The sequence below is a fragment of the Bradyrhizobium sp. USDA 3311 genome (assembly GCF_054062495.1).
Genome location: NZ_JBSSFI010000001.1, coordinates 5,584,707 through 5,601,702, shown reverse-complemented (window position 1 = coordinate 5,601,702; position 16,996 = coordinate 5,584,707). Strand labels below are relative to the sequence as shown.

Below are 16,996 nucleotides of genomic sequence, written 5' to 3'. Positions count from 1 at the left end.
CCTCACCAAACCACAAGACCGCTTCCGGCGCTATGCACACCATGGCGGAGAAAGCCGATAATCCATGCCGCCAGGATGGCGGCGACAAAACCGTCCAGACGGTCCAGTAGACCGCCATGGCCGGGAATTAAGTGACTGGAATCCTTGACACCGAAGCGCCGCTTCACCGCGGATTCGAAGAGATCGCCGAGCTGCGAGACCACCGACAGGACGGCGCTGACGAGCAGCAGTGGAACCGCCTTCCCGAGCCCGCAAGCCGCAAAGCCGGCGGCGACCGCAAGGCTCGCGGCAAAGCCGCCGAGCGCGCCGGCCCAGGTCTTCTTCGGGCTCACGCGCGGCCACAGCTTCGGTCCGCCAATGCCGCGGCCGGCGAAATAGCCGCCAATGTCGGTCACCCACACCACGAGCAGTACGAACATCAGCGCGGCAAAGCCGTTCACGAGATCCTGCCGTACCAGGATCGAGGCCAGCAGCGCCGCCGATGCATAGGCGAATCCGGCGGCCGCCCAGACGAACTTGCCTCGCGCGATCAGCGTCACGATGGCCCCGCCAACGAGGCCGGTGACGATTGCGGTCTTGAGCGCGCCGAAGGCGACGCAAAAGCCCATGATGGCGAGGACGATCGTTCCGCACGCGGTCAGCGCAACGGACCCCGCGCCCACCACCATCAGCCATTCCGCGAACAGCCCGATCGACACCAGCGTGACGAGGAGCGCCCACAGCCAGCCGCCGGCATAAGCGAGCGCAATGGCAAGCGGCGCCAGCACCAGCGCTGCGAGGACCCGCATCACGAGATTGCTCGGGGCAGGCTTCGAGCCAGCCGGTACGGTCTCGGGTTCGCTCACGAGGCGGTTTTCGCGACCAGGCCGCCGAAACGGCGCTCGCGCCTGGCGAATTCGGCGATCGCGCCTTCCAGCGCCGCCTTGTCGAAATCGGGCCAGTGGATCGGCACGAACACGAGCTCGCTATAGGCCGCCTGCCACATCAGGAAGTTGGACAGGCGCTGCTCGCCGCTGGTGCGGATGATGAGATCGGGATCGGGAATGTCGGGCGCATCGAGATGCGCGCCAAGCGTCTCGGCGTCGATCGTGGCAGGATCCCGCCTGCCCTCCGCGACCTCGCGCGCGAGCTTCTGTGCCGCTTTCGCGATCTCCTGCCGCGAGCCGTAGTTGAAGGCGACGACGAGCGTCAGCCGCGTGTTGTCGCGCGTCAGCTCCTCGGCCTCGTTGAGCAGCGCGCAGATGTCGCTCTCGAGCCCGTCGCGCTCGCCGATGATGCGGACCTTGACGCCGTCGCGATGCAGGCTCGCGAGATCGTTGCGGATGAACCGCCTGAGCAGGCCGAACAGATCGCCGATCTCGCTCGCCGGACGCGACCAGTTCTCCGACGAGAACGAGAAGATGGTGAGATAGCGGATGCCGAGCTCGTGCGAGGCGCGCACCACGCGGCGCAAGGCCTCCACGCCGCGGCGATGACCTTCGGCCCGCGGCAAACCGCGCGCGGCGGCCCAACGCCCGTTGCCATCCATGATGATGGCGACATGCGCAGGCGCGTCGGACCGGTCGGGTCCTTCCGTTGCGGGCGCGGCGGCGTTGGACATGACGGCAGCCTCAGACGGTGAGGATTTCTTTTTCCTTGGCGGCCAGCAGCTGGTCGATCTCGGCGATCGTGCCGTCGGTCACCTTCTGGACCTCGTCGGCATGACGCTTCTGATCGTCCTCCGACATCTCGTGATTCTTCTCGAGCTTCTTCAGAACGTCGAGGCCGTCGCGGCGGACGTGACGCGCGGCGACCTTGGCGGCCTCCGCGTATTTGTGCGCGACCTTGACGAGCTCCTTGCGCCGCTCCTCGTTGAGCTCGGGGATGCGCAGGCGCAGCACCTGGCCCTCGGTCGCAGGCGACAGGCCGAGATTGGAATCGACGATCGCCTTCTCCACCGCCTTGACCATCGACTTGTCCCAGACCTGCACCGAGATCAGGCGCGGCTCGGGCACGCTGACGGTGGCGAGCTGGTTCAGCGGCATGTGGCTGCCATAGGCCTCGACCTGCACCGGATCGAGCATCGAGGCAGAGGCGCGGCCGGTGCGCAAGCCGCCAAGCTCGTGCTTGAGGGACTGGACGGCGCCTTGCATGCGGCGCTTTACTTCGTTGAGGTCGAAATTTCCCGTGGGCATCACGTTTCTCCTTCAAAATCCCGGCGACCTCACCGCGCCCCTCCCTTCAGGGCGCGCCAGATGAGCCGTCAGCCGGCGACGATGGTACCGTGGCCGATGCCACGCAGAATCGCACCGATCGACCCCGGCTCCGCGATCGAGAACACGATGATAGGCAGCGACGTCTCGCGGGCAAGCGCGAAGGCGGTCGCATCCATCACCTTGTAGCCGCCCTCGATCGCCTGCGAATGCGTCAGCCGGTCGAACCGCGTGGCGGTCGGATCCTTCTTCGGGTCGGCCGAGTAGACCCCGTCGACATTGGTCGCCTTCAGGACCGCCTGTGCGCCGATCTCGGCGGCGCGCAGCACCGCGGTCGTATCGGTGGTGAAGAACGGATTGCCGGTTCCGCCGCCGAGCAGCACGATCCGGCCCTCGGCGAGGTATTTGTGCGCCGCAGTCCGGGTGAACAGCTCGGAAATCTCGGGCATGACGAAGGCCGACAGCGTGCGCGCCGGCGTGCCCTTGCGCTCGATCGCCGCTTCCAGCGCGAGGCAGTTCATCATGGTGGCGAGCATGCCCATGGTGTCGCCGGTCGGGCGCGAGACGCCGCGCGAGGACACCTCGACGCCGCGCACGATATTGCCGCCGCCGATCACGACCGCAACCTCGGTGCCGAGATGGCGGGCGGCGATCAGATCGTCCGCAACCCGATCGACGGTCGGCTGATCGATGCCAAACCCCTGCTGTCCCGCGAGATATTCGCCGGACAGCTTGATCACGACGCGACGATAGACCGGATCAGTCATGAGCACTTTTCCTTGTCCGGCCGCCGCTTCCGGCGGCACGCCGGAAGGAACGTTCCGGCGCTTACTTCTTGCCGCTGGCCGCAGCGACCTCGGCTGCGAAGTCGCTTTCCTGCTTCTCGATTCCCTCACCGAGAGCATAGCGCACAAAGCCCGCAATCTTCACAGCGCCACCGACCTTGCCTTCGGCTTCCTTCACCGCCTGCGCCACCGACTTGCCGGTGTCGTGGATGAAGGCCTGCTCGAGCAGACAGACTTCCTTGTAGTAGGTCTTGAGGCCGGACTCGACGATCTTCTCGATCACGTTCTCCGGCTTGCCCTGCTGGCGATATTTGTCGGCGAGCACGTCCTTCTCGCGCTTGACGACCGCCGGATCGAGGCCGGACGGATCGAGCGCCAGCGGGTTGGCGGCGGCGACATGCATCGCGATCTGGCGGCCGAGCGCGGCAAGCTCGTCGGCCTTACCCGGCGATTCCAGCGCCACGATCACGCCCATCTTGCCGGCACCGTCGATGACCGCACCGTGGACGTAGTGCGACACCACGCCCTGGCTCACTTCGAGCGAAGCTGCGCGGCGCAGCGTCATGTTCTCGCCGATGGTCGCGATCGCGTCATTGATCGCGGTTTCGATCGTGACGTCGCCGACCTTGGCGGCCTTGATCTTCTCGACATCGGCGCCGACGTCGAACGCAACCTGGGCGATCATCTTGACCAGGCCCTGGAACTGGCCGTTGCGCGCAACGAAGTCGGTCTCGGAGTTGACCTCGACCACGACGCCCTTGGTGCCCTTGGTGAGCGCGCCGATGAGGCCCTCGGCCGCGACGCGGCCCGACTTCTTGGCGGCCTTCGACAGGCCCTTCTTGCGCAGCCAATCCTGCGCCGCTTCCATGTTGCCGTCGTTTTCGGTCAGTGCGGCCTTGCAGTCCATCATGCCCGCGCCGGTCGACTCGCGCAGGTCCTTGACCATCGCAGCTGTGATCGTTGCCATCGTTGAATATCCTTTGTGCCTGCCGGTTTGCCGCGGCGTGGCATCAAATTGCCCCGCCGCGGTCCATCTCAGGAATTCGCGTCAACTGAAATGGTGGCCGGAGTCTATCCGGCCAACCCATCGCTCTTTTTGACTATTCCGCTTCCGCGGTCAGCGCCTTGGCCTTGGCCACCCAGGCATCCGCACGGCTCGGCAGACCGACTTCTTCGCCGATCGTGTGCGCGGTGTCGTGATCGAGCTCGGCGAGCTGCCAGAAGTGGAAGATTCCGAGGTCGTTGAACTTCTTCTCGATCGCGCCCGACACGCCCGGGAGCTTCTTGAGGTCGTCGGCGGTGCCGCGGGGACCTGCAAGGCCCTGGAAGCCGCTCGAGGAGGCCGCCGGCAGCTCTTCGGCGAGCGGACGGGCCGAAGCACCGATGTCGATGCCCGAATCGCCCTGGGCGCGCGAGATGCCGTCGATCGCCGCACGCGCGATCAGGTCGCAATAGAGCGAGATCGCGCGGCCGGCGTCGTCATTGCCCGGCACCACGTAGGTGATGCCCTTGGGGTCCGAATTGGTATCGACGATCGCGGCGACCGGGATGTTGAGGCGCTGGGCCTCCTGGATCGCGATGTCTTCCTTGTTGGTGTCGATCACGAAGATCAGGTCGGGCAGACCGCCCATGTCCTTGATGCCGCCGAGCGAGCGGTCGAGCTTGTCGCGCTCGCGCTGAAGCGTCAGGCGCTCCTTCTTCGTGTACGAATTGGCTTCGCCGCCCGAGAGCACGTCGTCGAGGTGACGCAGGCGCTTGATCGAAGCCGAGATCGTCTTCCAGTTGGTCAGCGTGCCGCCGAGCCAGCGCGAGTTGACGAAATACTGCGCGCAGCGCTTGGCCGCGTCCGCAACGCCGTCCTGTGCCTGGCGCTTGGTGCCGACGAACAGGATGCGGCCGCCCTTGGCAACCGTGTCGCTGACGGCCTGGAGGGCGTGGTGCAGCATCGGCACGGTCTGGGCGAGGTCGACGATGTGGATGTTGTTACGGGTGCCGAAAATGAACGGTGCCATTTTCGGATTCCAGCGGTGAGACTGGTGACCAAAGTGCACGCCAGCTTCCAAAAGCTGACGCATGGTGAAGTCGGGTAGCGCCATCGTTATAATTCTCCGGTTGGTTCCTCCGGAAGCGTGTGAGCAAAACGGAGCGTTGCGCCCCGGCTGCCACCGGACGGCCTTGTGAGCCATGCTTCCGTGTGAGATGGCGCGCTATATAGCGCGATTTCGGCCAGAAGCAAGGAAATAAGGGCCATTCGCGGGCGGTTTCGCCCGCGAATGGCCCCCCTTCCGTAAAGACCGCGCCACGCCCTGGCGCTGGACTAGCGCTTGCCTAGCACTTGGGCTGGTTCGGCGGGCACTTCTTGGCCGCCGGCGGCGGGGCCGCTGGGCGGGGCGGAGGTGCCGCCGGACGCGGCGGAGGTGCAACGGCCACCCGAGGCGGCGGCGGGGGCGCCGGCCGGGCTACTGGCGGGGGCGGCGCGGGCCGAGCCATTGGCGGGGGCGCCGGACGCGCCACTGCCACCGGCGGAGCGGGGCGTGGCGGCGGAGGTGCAGCCATCCGTGGCGGCGGCGCCGACACGCGCGGCGGAGGTGGCGGCGTGGGCCGCGCCACGGCCTGGGGCCGCGGGGGCGGTGCTGCTGGCCTGGCCGCCTGCGGCGGGGCCGCCGGGTGAGCCTGCGGCCTGATCGGCTCGTGCACGGCTGACGGAGGCGGCACGACCGGTTTTCCCGCGGCAGCAGGCGGCGGGCCGGCCGGCTCTCGGGTTGCGGACTTGGCACGGTCGGCAGGCCCGGCCCCGGGCGGGGTCTGCGCGACCGGGGGCCTGGGCGGTTGGCCGGGCACAACGGCCGGATTTGTCGTGGTGGGCGCACCGGTGGTCGGAGCGGCGGCCGTTGGCGCACCAAGATGGGCCGGCGTTGTGCCGGGCGCAGCCGTGGTCGGCGCCCCCGGATGCGTCGGCAGGGTCGTGCCGGGTGCAGTTGCCGTCGACGGCAAGGGCTTTCCGCCCGGCAGAGTCCCTGCCCCTGTCGGCGGCGCCGGCGGCCCACCATGGGAGCCCGGAACCGGCAGCGTGTTGGCGGCAGGCAACCTGGTCTGCGGCGCGACGTTCGGCGCCGTACCTGGGGCGTTCGGCGCGGTACCTGGCAAGGCACCCGGCAGCACGCTTGGTCGCGCATTTGGCGCGACATTGGCCGGCGTCCCGGGAGGTATCCCGGGCCTCGCCGTCGGCTGGACCGTCGCGCTCAGCGGCATCGGCGCCTTGCCCTGCTGGATCAGAGCCGCGCGCTGCGTAGCGGCTTGCGGCAACATCGGTGCTACCGGGTTGGCGCGGCCGGCAATCGCCGGCGTCAGATTGCCAGGCCCGGTCCCTCCTCCTCCCGCACCCGCCGGCGGCGGGGCGGGAGGCCGGTTGATCACGGTGTTGATGACCGTGGTGTTATGGATGTTGTTGAAGATGATGTTGTTCGGCGGCGGCGCGACATAGATCGGCGGCCTGACGAACACCGGGATCGGCACGAACATCGGCTGCGGCAACACGAACAGGCCGACCACGGGCAGCGGCGGCTCGAGCACGACGAAATCCGGCGGCGGCGGCGGCAGATAATAGACCGGCGGCGGTGGTGGCGGCGCGAAGCCAAAATCGGGATCGCTGAAGTACAGCACGGGGCGGTCGACATAGACCACCTCCTCCGGCGGCGGCGGCGGCACGTCATAATCGATCATCGCGAAGCTCGGCGGCGGCTCGGCCGGCGCGGTGAGGATCGCGAGGCGACGGCGCGCATCGCCTGCATGCGGCCCGCGCGGATAGCGGCGCAGATACGACCAATAGGCTTCCGGCGTGTCGGTGCGATAAGTCCGCCGCCAGGTGATCGCCTCGCGGCGCGCCGCAACGATCGCCATCACGCGCTTGGACATCGGATCGTTCGGATAGGCCGCGAGAAATTCCTCATAGGCCGGCAGCGTGTCGCGCTCCAGCGCGGCGGCGTAGGCGTCTTGCACACCGAGATCGCGGATCGGCTTGTTGCGGATCGCGGCGACCTGGGCGGCCGAGGCCTCCGGCGGCGGCGCGTCGGGCCCGCGATCGAAGAATGAGAATGGCGCCGATATCTTCTGCTCGTTCCAGGGCACCTGCGCGCCCTTGGAGGCCTCGTTGACGCGCAGGCGGACGCGATCGAACACGTCAGGCAGCGGCAGGCCGCCGGTGCGGATCATCTCCGCCAGCGACTGCGCATAGATGCCGTAGGGCCCCGGCTCCTCCGGCGCCACCGTGCCGGGCGCGGCGTTGAAGGCGATCAGCATGTTCTGATCGGGCTCGACCAGCGCCAGCCCGCTCGCGATCGGCTGGCCGCCCTCGATGAAGGGCTGCGCCCGCGCCGCGTCGAGCACCACGATGTTGGCCTTGAGCGGAATCGCCGCAAGCTGGCGCGCATAGTCGCTGATGCGCAGGGCCTCGGTCGGGATGTCGGTGTCGCGGGTGATGTTGGAATCGACCGGGATGAAATAGTTCTCGCCGGCAAGCTGCACGCCGTAGCCGGCGAGATAGACCATCGCGACGGTGCCGGGGCCGGAGGCCTGCGCCTTCTGGATGAAATCGCGAAAGCTCTTGCGCAGCGTGTCGCCGTCGAGATCGCGCGCGCCGACGACGTCGAAGCCCGCCGCCTGCAGCGTCTGCGCGATCAGGCCGGCATCGTTCGCGGTCGTCGCCAGCGGCGACTTGGCATAGGCGCCGTTGCCGACCACGAGCGCGATTCGCTTTTCCTGCTGCTGCGCGCGCGCCGGCTCCAGCGCCCCCGCGGCAAGGAACAAGATCGGCAAGAGGAAACAGAGGAAGGCCTTGTGGGTCCCACGCATGGCTTGCTTGCCCGCTTTGTTGTTGAGCTGCCAACACGCATCAGACGCGCGGCTGGCTGAATGGCACTTGAACGAAAGGCCCGGATTGAGGCGGCGGCATGACGCAGGCCGCCGCCGAAAGGCGCCTGTCGTCCAGGCGCCTGTCGTCAGGCCCACGTCAGCTTCTCGACCGCCCGGCAACCGCGTTGCGGCAGTCTTGCTCAGCCTTGCGCGATCGGTCCTGCTTGCTCAGCCTAGCGCGATCAGCCTTGTGCGATCAGATCGACCGTTCCCGTCGTGAGCCGATAGATGCCACCCATCACCTTCAGCTTGCCCTGCTCCACGGCCGCATTGAGGATCGGTGCGGCCGACTTCAGCTTGGCGACGTTGTCGATCACGTTCTGCCGGGTCGCCTTGTCGAGCACGTCCCCGCCCTGCTGCATCGCAGCCTTGGCGGCGGGCGCGATCGCATCGATCAGCGAGGGGATGTGGCCGGGCGGCGAGGTGTTGTCCTTGATCGCCTTCAGCGTCGCATCGACCGCGCCGCAGCTGTCATGGCCGAGCACGAGGATCAGCGGCGCGCCGAGCACGGCAACGGCATATTCCATGCTGGCGATGGTCTCGGTGCCGGCAAAATTTCCGGCGACGCGGCAGACGAACAGATCGCCGCGGCCGGTGTCGAAGGCGTATTCAGGCGCGATGCGCGAGTCGGCGCAGCTCAGCACGGCCGCGAACGGGTTCTGGCCGCCGGCCAGCGCCTCGCGCTCATGCTTGAAATCGTGCCGCCGCGACACGCCTTCGACATAACGCGCATTGCCCTCCATCAGCCGCTTCAACGCCGCATCCGGCGCCAGCACGTTTTGCGGCTTGGGCGGCGCCTTGGCCTCCTTGGCGAAGGCTGTGCCGGCGAAGGCCAGGCCGATCGCGGAGACAGTGAAGTGGATGAGCGATCTCCGCGAAGGGCGGATGTGGACGCCGCGAACACTGCCGCAATTCTCGCACATGCCGTGCTCCTGCCCATCGAGCCGCCGTCGTTGATGCAGCGGCAATCGTGCCGCGCATCTTACTCGACGGCCTGCAATTCAGCGAGCTTCGTTCGCGCGGTCGCCTCATCCAGCGCAACGAGCTCGGCGGGCCCGGGATTGGCCTCGCCAGCCGTCGCGACGGAAACCACCGCAAGCCCGGCCAGCCCGCCAAGCACCGCCCCGCCCGTGGCGGCATCGTGCCTGGCACTGCTCTTGATGAGGTAGAAGTGCGTTCGGCCGGATTCCATCACGATCTCGCGCTTGGTGTCGCCGGGAAACATCAGCTCGGTCACCAGCACGTCGTGACGGCCGGCCGGACGATCGGCGTAGGCATATTTGCCGGCGAGCACCTTACCCATCGGCGCACCGTCGAGCTTCACCTCGCAGGCGCAAAACGCCATGCTGAGGCCGTTGCGCTTGTCCTGCAGGAACACCACGCGCGACTGCCCCGCGCGCGGAGGTCCGATCTTCTTTGACACGGATGCGAAGTCCGTTCCGACCTGATCGCTCACGCACCCCGCCAACATGACGCCAGCGGTCACCACCAACGCGCCCCATCGCAGCATCGCACACCCCAGTCCATTCCCCGGGTGTATGCTAGCCAAAATCAGCGCAGGGTTGCAACAACATCCGACGACCGTGCGTGGATCGCGCGGACAAGCCGCCGGAAAGACGCGCCACCAACCTCAGCCCTGGGCCAGCAATTCGACGGTCCCTGTGCTCAGCCGATAGATGCCGCCGACCACCTTGAGCTTGCCCTGCTCGACTGCCGCATTGAGGATCGGCGCAGCCGATTTCAGCTTGGCCACGTTGTCGATGACGTTCTGACGGATGGCATTGTCGAGCGCATTCCCGCTCTGCTGAGCAGCGGTCTTCACCGCCGGTGCGATCGCGGAGACCAGCGAGGGGATATGTCCCGGCAGCGGCTTGTCGTCCTTGAGCGACTTGATCGTCGCGTCGACGGCGCCGCAATTGTCGTGGCCGAGCACCAGGATCAGGGGCGTGCCGAGCACGGCGACGGTGTACTCCATGCTCGCAACGGTCTCATCGCCGGCAAAATTTCCGGCGACGCGGCACACGAACAGGTCTCCGCGTCCGCTGTCGAAGGCATATTCAGGCGCGATCCGCGAATCGGCGCAGCTCAGAACGGCAGCGTAGGGATTCTGACCGCCGACCAATGCCTCGCGCTCGTGCGCGAAGTCGTGACGGCGCGACACACCCGATACGTAGCGCGAATTGCCGTCCATCAGCCGTTTGAGCGCCGCATCGGGCGACAGCACGTTCTGAGGTTTCGGCGGCGCTTTCGCCTCCTTGGCCACCGCGGGCCCGCCAAACGCTGCCACCCCGAGCGCGGAGGCGGCGAAAAGCATCATCGAGCGTCGGGAGGGAGCAACCGATTGATGCAGATTTTCGGAGCATTTGTCACACATGATTCTTCTTCCTTGGTCTCGCGCCGGGAAACAACTGATAGCTGCGCGCGGCAGACTTCGAAACCAGGTGTGAACTTGATAGTTAAGCTTTGGTTTGCGGCGGCGCGTGCAACGTCAGAGCTGCTGCACGTCCACCACGCCCGCGACCGCCTTGATCGCGCCGGCGATCTGCGGCGAGACCTTGAAGCGGCCGGGCAGCTTCATCTCCACCTCGGTCTCAAGGTCGAGCATCATCACCAGCGAGACCTCGCCGTCGCCGTTGGAGCGCGGCGCAATCCCCGGGCTGCCGACCTTTGGCGCGGCGCCGTTCGAGGACGCCATCTCGGGGCCGGCGAGACGCTTGGCGATCGATTCCAGCGCCTTGGTGTCACGCAGGAAGATGCGCAGGCCCTTCTGCGTCTTGGCCGCGGCATCGTCGAGCGGCTCGGCATGCAGCACGCGGGCGCGCACGTCCTCGCCCTGGAGCTCGGCGCCAAGCTGGAGCAGCACGGCCGCCCCCGGCTCGAGCACGTCGCGATATTGCGCAAGGCCTTCCGAGAACAGGACCGCCTCGAAGTGGCCCGTGGGATCGGAGAGCCCCATGATGCCCATCTTGTTGCCGGTCTTGGTGCGCCGCTCCATGCGCGAGACCACGGTGGCCGCGACCTTGCCGGCGGTGGCGCCGGTCTTCACCGCGCGCGAGAATTCCGCCCAGCTCTGCACCCGCAGGCGCTTCAGCACGGTGGCGTAATCGTCGAGCGGATGGCCGGACAGGAAGAAGCCGATCGCGTCGTATTCGCGGCGCAGCCGCTCGGCCGGCAGCCACGCCTCGATCTGCGGCAGCATGATGGTCGGCGCGTCCGCCGACATGCCGAACATGTCGTTCTGGCCGATGGTCGCGGCCTCATGCGCGCGCTGGCAGGCGGCGAGGATCGCGTCCGCGCCGGCGAAGACGCGCGCGCGGTTCGGCTCCAGCGTGTCGAAGGCGCCGGCGGCGGCGAGACTCTCGATGATGCGCTTGTTGATCGCACGCGGATTGACCCGCGCGGCGAAGTCGGCGAGCGAGGTGAACAGCCCGTTCTTGGTGCGCTCCTCGATGATCTGGTCGATCGCCTGGATGCCGACGCCCTTGAGCGCGGCGAGCGCGTAGTAGATGGTCTTCTCTCCGACCTCGAAGGTCGCACCCGACCGGTTGATGTTCGGCGGCTCGACCTTGATGCCGAGGCGCTGCGCCTCGGAGCGGAATTCGGAGAGCTTGTCGGTGTTGTTGAGATCGAGCGTCATCGACGCTGCGATGAACTCCACCGGATAATGCGCCTTCATGTAGGCGGTGTGGTAGGACACCAGCGCGTAAGCCGCCGCGTGGCTCTTGTTGAAGCCGTAGTCGGCGAACTTCGCCAGCAGCTCGAAGATGGTCTCGGCCTGCCCCTTCGGCACGCCGTTCTTCACCGCGCCGGCGACGAAGATGTCGCGCTGCTTGTCCATCTCGGCGCGGATCTTCTTGCCCATGGCGCGGCGCAGCAGGTCGGCGTCGCCGAGCGAATAGCCCGACATCACCTGCGCGATCTGCATCACCTGTTCCTGGTAGATGATGACGCCGAAGGTCTCCTTCAGGATCGGCTCCAGCACGGGATGCAGATATTCCGGCTCCTCGTCGCCGTGCTTGCGCGAGCAATAGGTCGGGATGTTCGCCATCGGGCCGGGGCGGTAGAGCGCCACCAGCGCGATGATGTCCTCGAAACGGTCGGGCCGCATGTCGACCAACGCGCGCCGCATGCCCTGGCTTTCAACCTGGAACACGCCGACCACCTCGCCGCGCGCCAGCATCTGGTAGCTTTCGGCATCGTCGATCGGCAGCGTCGCGAGATCGACATGGATGTCGCGCGGCTTGAGCAGCTTGCACGCGACGTCGAGCACGGTCAGCGTCTTCAGGCCGAGGAAGTCGAACTTGACGAGGCCCGCCGGCTCGACCCATTTCATGTTGAACTGGGTCACCGGCATGTCGGATTTGGGATCGCGGTAGAGCGGCACGAGCTCGCTCAGGGGGCGATCGCCGATCACGATGCCGGCGGCATGCGTCGAGGCGTGGCGCGTCAGGCCTTCGAGACGCTGGGCGATGTCGAAGGCGCGCGCCACCACCGGATCCTCGTCGCGGAACGCCTGGAGCTTCGGCTCGCTCTCGATCGCGGCGGCCAGCGTCACCGGCGCGGCCGGATTCTGCGGCACCAGTTTCGTCAGCTTGTCGACCTGGCCGTAAGGCATTTGCAGCACGCGGCCGACGTCGCGCAGCACGCCGCGCGCCTGCAGCGTACCGAATGTGATGATCTGCGCGACCTGGTCGCGGCCGTAGCGCTGCTGCACGTACTGGATCACCTCGCCGCGGCGGTCCTGGCAGAAGTCGATGTCGAAGTCCGGCATCGAGACGCGTTCCGGATTGAGGAAGCGCTCGAACAGCAGGCCGAACTTGATCGGATCGAGATCGGTGATGGTCAGCGCCCACGCGACCAGCGAGCCTGCGCCGGAGCCGCGGCCCGGTCCGACCGGAATGCCTTGCGACTTCGCCCATTTGATGAAGTCGGACACGATCAGGAAGTAGCCCGCGTACTTCATGCGCATGATGACGTCGAGCTCGAACGCCAGGCGCTTGCTGTAGTCCTCTTCCGTGGTGCCCTGCGACAGGCCGTGCACGCGCAGGCGGTTGGCGAGCCCCTCCTCCGCCTGACGCTTCAACTCGGCGGCCTCGACCGCAGCGGCATCGGAGCTTGCGGCGGCGCCGACCGTGAAGAACGGCAGGATCGGCTTGCGCGTCATCGGGCGGAACGAGCAGCGCTCGGCGATCTCGACCGTCGAGGCCAGCGCCTCCGGAATGTCGGCGAACAGCACCGCCATCTCGGCGCGGGTCTTGAAACGGTGATCCGGCGTGAGCTGCACGCGATCGCTCTCGGCGATCAGCCGGCCGCCGGCGATACACAAAAGCGCATCGTGCGCCTCGTAATCGTCGGTCGCGGCGAAATACGGCTCGTTGGTCGCGACCAGCGGCAGGCCCTTGGCATAGGCGATGTCGATCAGGCCGCTTTCGACGCGCCGCTCCTTGTCGATGTTGTGGCGCTGCAACTCGATGTAGAGCCGGTCGCCGAACAGGCCGGCGAGACGCTCGCAGCGCGTCGCCGCGAGTTCGGCCATACCGCCGGCAAGCGCCAGCGAGATCGGCCCGTCAGGGCCGCCGGTGAGCGCAATCAGCCCCTCGGTCTCGCCGTCGAACCAGTCGAACTTGATGAACGGGGCATGGCTGTCGGGCGTCTCCAGGAACGCCCGCGAATTCAGCCGCATCAGGCTGCGATAGCCGCGCTCCTGCGCCGCCAGCAGCACCACGCGCGAGGGTCCAATGGCGTTGCGCGCGGTCGGATCCTGGTCGCCGAAATCGATCGCGAGCTCGCAGCCGACGATCGGCTGGATGCCGGAGCCCGCCATCTTGTCGGAGAACTCCAGCGCACCGAACAGATTGTCGGTGTCGGTCAGCGCCAGGGCCGGCTGATGGTCCTTCTTGGCGAGCTCGGCGAGCTTGCCGATCTTGATCGAGCCCTTGAGCAGCGAATAGGCCGAGTGAACGTGAAGGTGGACAAATCCGGCGCTCGGCATGGTCGCGTGACGGCCTCTTGCAGATGGGATGGAACGGTCGCCGGCCCCAAGGGGATGCTGAGGGGATCATGGCGTATCCTGCACCCACCTCCCAGCCGCCTTTGCCGACTCGCCGCCCAATGGTGGGGCGTCGCCGCCGCAGAGTCCACGCCAGAGCGGCCGATCGGCCGCGTCGTCCCGCTTTTCCCCAGGCGCGCCGAGGAGTTCCCGGCAACGGTTGTCCAAACCCTGGCCCTAGAGCTGCGGAATCACCTGCGCCCAGATTGCGATCATCCCGACGAACAGGGTGATCGATGCCAGTGCGGCGGCTTCTTCCACGAAAATCCTGAACATGGCCTGCTCCCTTGCTGGAACGTATGAAGAACATTGTTCTCATTTCGTTCTCAAGAGTCAAGCCGTCTGAACCGTCCCAAAAAGGAATGGTTAACTCGCTGACTTCAAACAACAAAAAAGCCCCGGCCGATGGCCGGGGCTTTCGACAACCGCTCGAAGATGAGCGATTGGTATCAGTAGCGGCCGATGATCGGGCCACCGAACTTGTAGTTCAGGCGGACGAGGCCCATGTCGACGTCCTGACGGATGCGGTCGGTACCCGCGAGACCCGCGAAGGTGACGTCCTTGTCCTGCAGGAAGATGTGGTTGTACTCGACGCCAACCGACCAGTTCGGGGCGAAACCGTACTCGAGGCCGGCACCCACCGTGCCACCCCAACGGGTCTGGTCGTTCGACGACAGCAGCGCGCCCGAGGCCGTGCTGAAGACTTCGTACTTGGTGCCGGCCACAGCCGCACCGCCCTTGACGTAGATGAGCACGTTGTTCCAGGCATAGCCGACCTGACCGGTGATCAGACCGAACGAGTCGATCTTCGAACGGTTGCGAGTCGCGAACAGCGCGCTGACGTTGTCGCCCGAGAAGTCGGCCCAGTTGCCCTGGCCTTCCACGCCGAACACCCACTGGCCGGACTGCCAGCGATAGCCGATCTGGCCACCGACCGTGCCGCCGGTCGCATCGTGCGAACCTTCACGGCCACCGCCGACCAGATCCCAGGTCGAGTGCGCCGAACCGCCGCCGCCGTTGATGCCGATGTAGAAGCCGCTCCAGTCGTAGATCGCGGCGACCATCGCAGGCGCCTTGGTGTACGGCCGAGCCGCGAGATCAGCAGCCACCGCCGGTGCAGCCGCGCTCAGTGCGACGAGGCTCACAGCGGCCAGCAACAAATTCTTCTTCATTTGAATCCCGTTCCAGTTTTCTTCAGTAGGCCCCCGGGCCGTGGGCATGGTCATAACAGTGATCGGCGGAATTGCTGTAACCGCGACGCAACAGTTCGCTCCAAAGGGCCGCGCTTCATTAATGAAGATTTATCGGCGCGCGCTGGAAACCCTTTGAAACAAGAGTTTTCAGCAATTTCAATGTCGACTACACGAGATACACTGCGTACGCGCGTAACATCGTCGCGCGCACATTCGCGTGATTGGAGATTCGAGATGCGTGCATTGTCTGCCCTCCCCATTGTCGCCACATTTTCGCTCGCAATCGCCACATTCACGCTTGCGTTCATCGCGAGCACACCGGCGCGCGCGTTCGGAACCAGTCATGCGTTCTGCCTGACCGGCGATGAATGGCCGGGGCTGAGCAATTGCAGGTTCGACACCTACGCGCAGTGTCAGGCGAGCGCATCGGGCCGCGCGCTGACCTGTATCGCGAACCCGTATTTCGGAGGGCAAAGCGATGATCCCTACGCGTATCAAAATCGTCCGCGCACGTTTGCGCCGGTTTCTTCCTGGCCGCGCTGAGATGCGCCGCGCTTGCCTCGCACTGGTTGCGTCCGGCACGCTGCTCGTCAGCGCGCCGGCGCGTGCGCAGACCTATGATCCCAGCCATCCCGTCTGCATGCAGATCTACGGCCAGGTGGGCTATTTCGACTGCCGCTACACCTCGCTCCAGCAGTGCAGATATCTCGCCGTCGGCCGCTCTGCGACATGCGTCGTGAACCCGTATTTCCCGCAGGAGCGGCCGAGGAGCCCTCGGAAGTCGAGCCGCGCCAATTAGGGCACGAACGAACGATCTATTGCCAGGGCGGCGCACCTAGTGACGGCGCGATCTCGATCGCGCCCGCCTCACCGCGCTGCGCGATGCCGTCACATTGCGACAGAGCTGCATCATCCAACGCGCGATGTGGTTCGCGCGCGGCGCGCCAATTATCCCATGCCGAGGTCTCGATCCCGGCGAGCGCGAGCAGATCGCGCGCGAGGTTGACGCGCGCAAAGAACAGACCGGTCGTCGTTCCGTGGCCAAGCTGCGCAGGATCGATGGCGCCGGTGCGGCATAGCTTCCATGCCTCGATGCCGGTGATGAACTCCGTACGAGGCACATCGATCGGCTCGAAATCGAATTTGAGGACATCGTGGTGCAATTCGTCGAGTTGAGCATCGACGAGGACCCAGCGTTGCTCATCCCGAGCCCAATATTCGCACACCCAATGATCGTCGTAGGGATTCCCGGCGAAGTACCTGCCGAAACCGCAGCGGACGCGGGCCGGCACGCCGTGATGGCGCAGAACACCACACAGCATCAATGAAAAGTCCCGGCACGTGCTCAAAACTCTCGCCTCGCCCGATCGGGCGACGGTCAGCGGCCTCTGGTCGATCGTCAGAAGTTGCTCCAGGCGCCGGGCCACAGGCAACGTGTCACGGCTTTGACCGGCGAAGGTCGCGGGGTTCAATCCTTGCCTCTCGATCCATGCTTCGTGGATCAGCAGGCCGTGCAGGGCGCGGCACACGATTGCAGCATCCGGCGGCAGGTCGCTGATCAACGCGGCGTAAGGACCGGGATCGGTGAGCGCGCTATGGCTGGCGTAGCTTGACGTCGCGGGTTCAGTCATCGGGGCATCCCGGCAAGGATACGCAAATCCTCTCAGCCTCCTGTTCCCGCACAACGACGTGACCTGCGTGCCTGATGACCGTATGCGCGCGAGCGGTGGCACACCCAAATCGGGACACTGATATGCGGCCAGCCTTGCATCGCGTCTCCGGTGTTGACGCAGACCGCTCTCGGTTTAAGTACGACAGACAAATCTTGCAGGGGTGGCGACGTTCGCTGGGCTGGTTCCCGTTGAC

General features: G+C 66.3%; 15 protein-coding genes. 2 read left to right on the top strand and 13 right to left on the bottom strand.

From position 1 onward, the window contains the following. Positions 1-2: 2 nt before the first annotated feature. The 12 genes from ACVWW6_RS26775 to ACVWW6_RS26720 all read right to left on the bottom strand — a co-directional run bounded on the left by ACVWW6_RS26775 (position 3) and on the right by ACVWW6_RS26720 (position 15,109). Positions 3-845, bottom strand: a complete 843-nt coding sequence (locus ACVWW6_RS26775) for a phosphatidate cytidylyltransferase (RefSeq protein WP_011087624.1) — start codon at positions 843-845, stop codon at positions 3-5. Beyond that, positions 842-1,600, bottom strand: a complete 759-nt coding sequence (locus tag ACVWW6_RS26770; protein WP_456681624.1) for an isoprenyl transferase — start codon at positions 1,598-1,600, stop codon at positions 842-844. The genes ACVWW6_RS26775 and ACVWW6_RS26770 overlap by 4 nt, the downstream gene beginning before the upstream one ends. Positions 1,601-1,610: 10 nt before the next feature. Beyond that, positions 1,611-2,174, bottom strand: coding sequence for a ribosome recycling factor (gene frr / locus ACVWW6_RS26765; RefSeq protein ID WP_028171750.1), 564 nt, complete (start codon positions 2,172-2,174; stop codon positions 1,611-1,613). Between the two features lie 68 nt (positions 2,175-2,242). Then, positions 2,243-2,959: a UMP kinase gene (pyrH, locus tag ACVWW6_RS26760; RefSeq protein ID WP_027545778.1), complete on the bottom strand. Its 717-nt coding sequence runs from the start codon at positions 2,957-2,959 to the stop codon at positions 2,243-2,245. A 61-nt stretch (positions 2,960-3,020) separates the two neighbouring features. Continuing rightward, the gene (tsf, locus tag ACVWW6_RS26755) at positions 3,021-3,944 is read right to left on the bottom strand and encodes a translation elongation factor Ts (RefSeq protein ID WP_011087628.1); all 924 of its coding nucleotides are present in this window, start codon (positions 3,942-3,944) and stop codon (positions 3,021-3,023) included. A gap of 133 nt (positions 3,945-4,077) precedes the next feature. After that, positions 4,078-5,073, bottom strand: coding sequence for a 30S ribosomal protein S2 (locus ACVWW6_RS26750; RefSeq protein WP_028171749.1), 996 nt, complete (start codon positions 5,071-5,073; stop codon positions 4,078-4,080). A 232-nt stretch (positions 5,074-5,305) separates the two neighbouring features. Next, positions 5,306-7,828: a caspase family protein gene (locus tag ACVWW6_RS26745; protein WP_456681623.1), complete on the bottom strand. Its 2,523-nt coding sequence runs from the start codon at positions 7,826-7,828 to the stop codon at positions 5,306-5,308. A gap of 242 nt (positions 7,829-8,070) precedes the next feature. Then, a complete protein-coding gene (locus ACVWW6_RS26740) occupies positions 8,071-8,811 on the bottom strand; it encodes a carbonic anhydrase (protein WP_110116166.1) in 741 nt (246 codons plus the stop codon). Positions 8,812-8,870: 59 nt separating this feature from the next. Continuing rightward, entirely contained in the window at positions 8,871-9,311 is a 441-nt protein-coding gene (locus tag ACVWW6_RS26735; RefSeq protein ID WP_231166491.1) for a DUF2846 domain-containing protein, read from the bottom strand. A 207-nt stretch (positions 9,312-9,518) separates the two neighbouring features. After that, entirely contained in the window at positions 9,519-10,262 is a 744-nt protein-coding gene (locus ACVWW6_RS26730; RefSeq protein WP_011087633.1) for a carbonic anhydrase, read from the bottom strand. Positions 10,263-10,376: 114 nt separating this feature from the next. Beyond that, positions 10,377-13,880, bottom strand: a complete 3,504-nt coding sequence (gene dnaE, locus ACVWW6_RS26725) for a DNA polymerase III subunit alpha (protein WP_161534792.1) — start codon at positions 13,878-13,880, stop codon at positions 10,377-10,379. Positions 13,881-14,386: 506 nt separating this feature from the next. Then, on the bottom strand, positions 14,387-15,109 hold the full coding sequence (locus ACVWW6_RS26720; RefSeq protein WP_028171744.1) for an outer membrane protein: 723 nt from the start codon (positions 15,107-15,109) through the stop codon (positions 14,387-14,389). Between the two features lie 255 nt (positions 15,110-15,364). Here ACVWW6_RS26720 and ACVWW6_RS26715 point away from each other — a divergent pair, with 255 nt between their 5' ends. Then, a complete protein-coding gene (locus ACVWW6_RS26715) occupies positions 15,365-15,673 on the top strand; it encodes a DUF3551 domain-containing protein (protein WP_404522217.1) in 309 nt (102 codons plus the stop codon). Position 15,674: 1 nt separating this feature from the next. Then, on the top strand, positions 15,675-15,929 hold the full coding sequence (locus tag ACVWW6_RS26710; protein ID WP_038967837.1) for a DUF3551 domain-containing protein: 255 nt from the start codon (positions 15,675-15,677) through the stop codon (positions 15,927-15,929). A 16-nt stretch (positions 15,930-15,945) separates the two neighbouring features. Here the strand turns inward: ACVWW6_RS26710 and ACVWW6_RS26705 are convergent, their stop codons facing one another. Next, on the bottom strand, positions 15,946-16,761 hold the full coding sequence (locus ACVWW6_RS26705) for a transglutaminase domain-containing protein (RefSeq protein WP_456681622.1): 816 nt from the start codon (positions 16,759-16,761) through the stop codon (positions 15,946-15,948). Between the last annotated feature and the right edge of the window lie 235 nt (positions 16,762-16,996).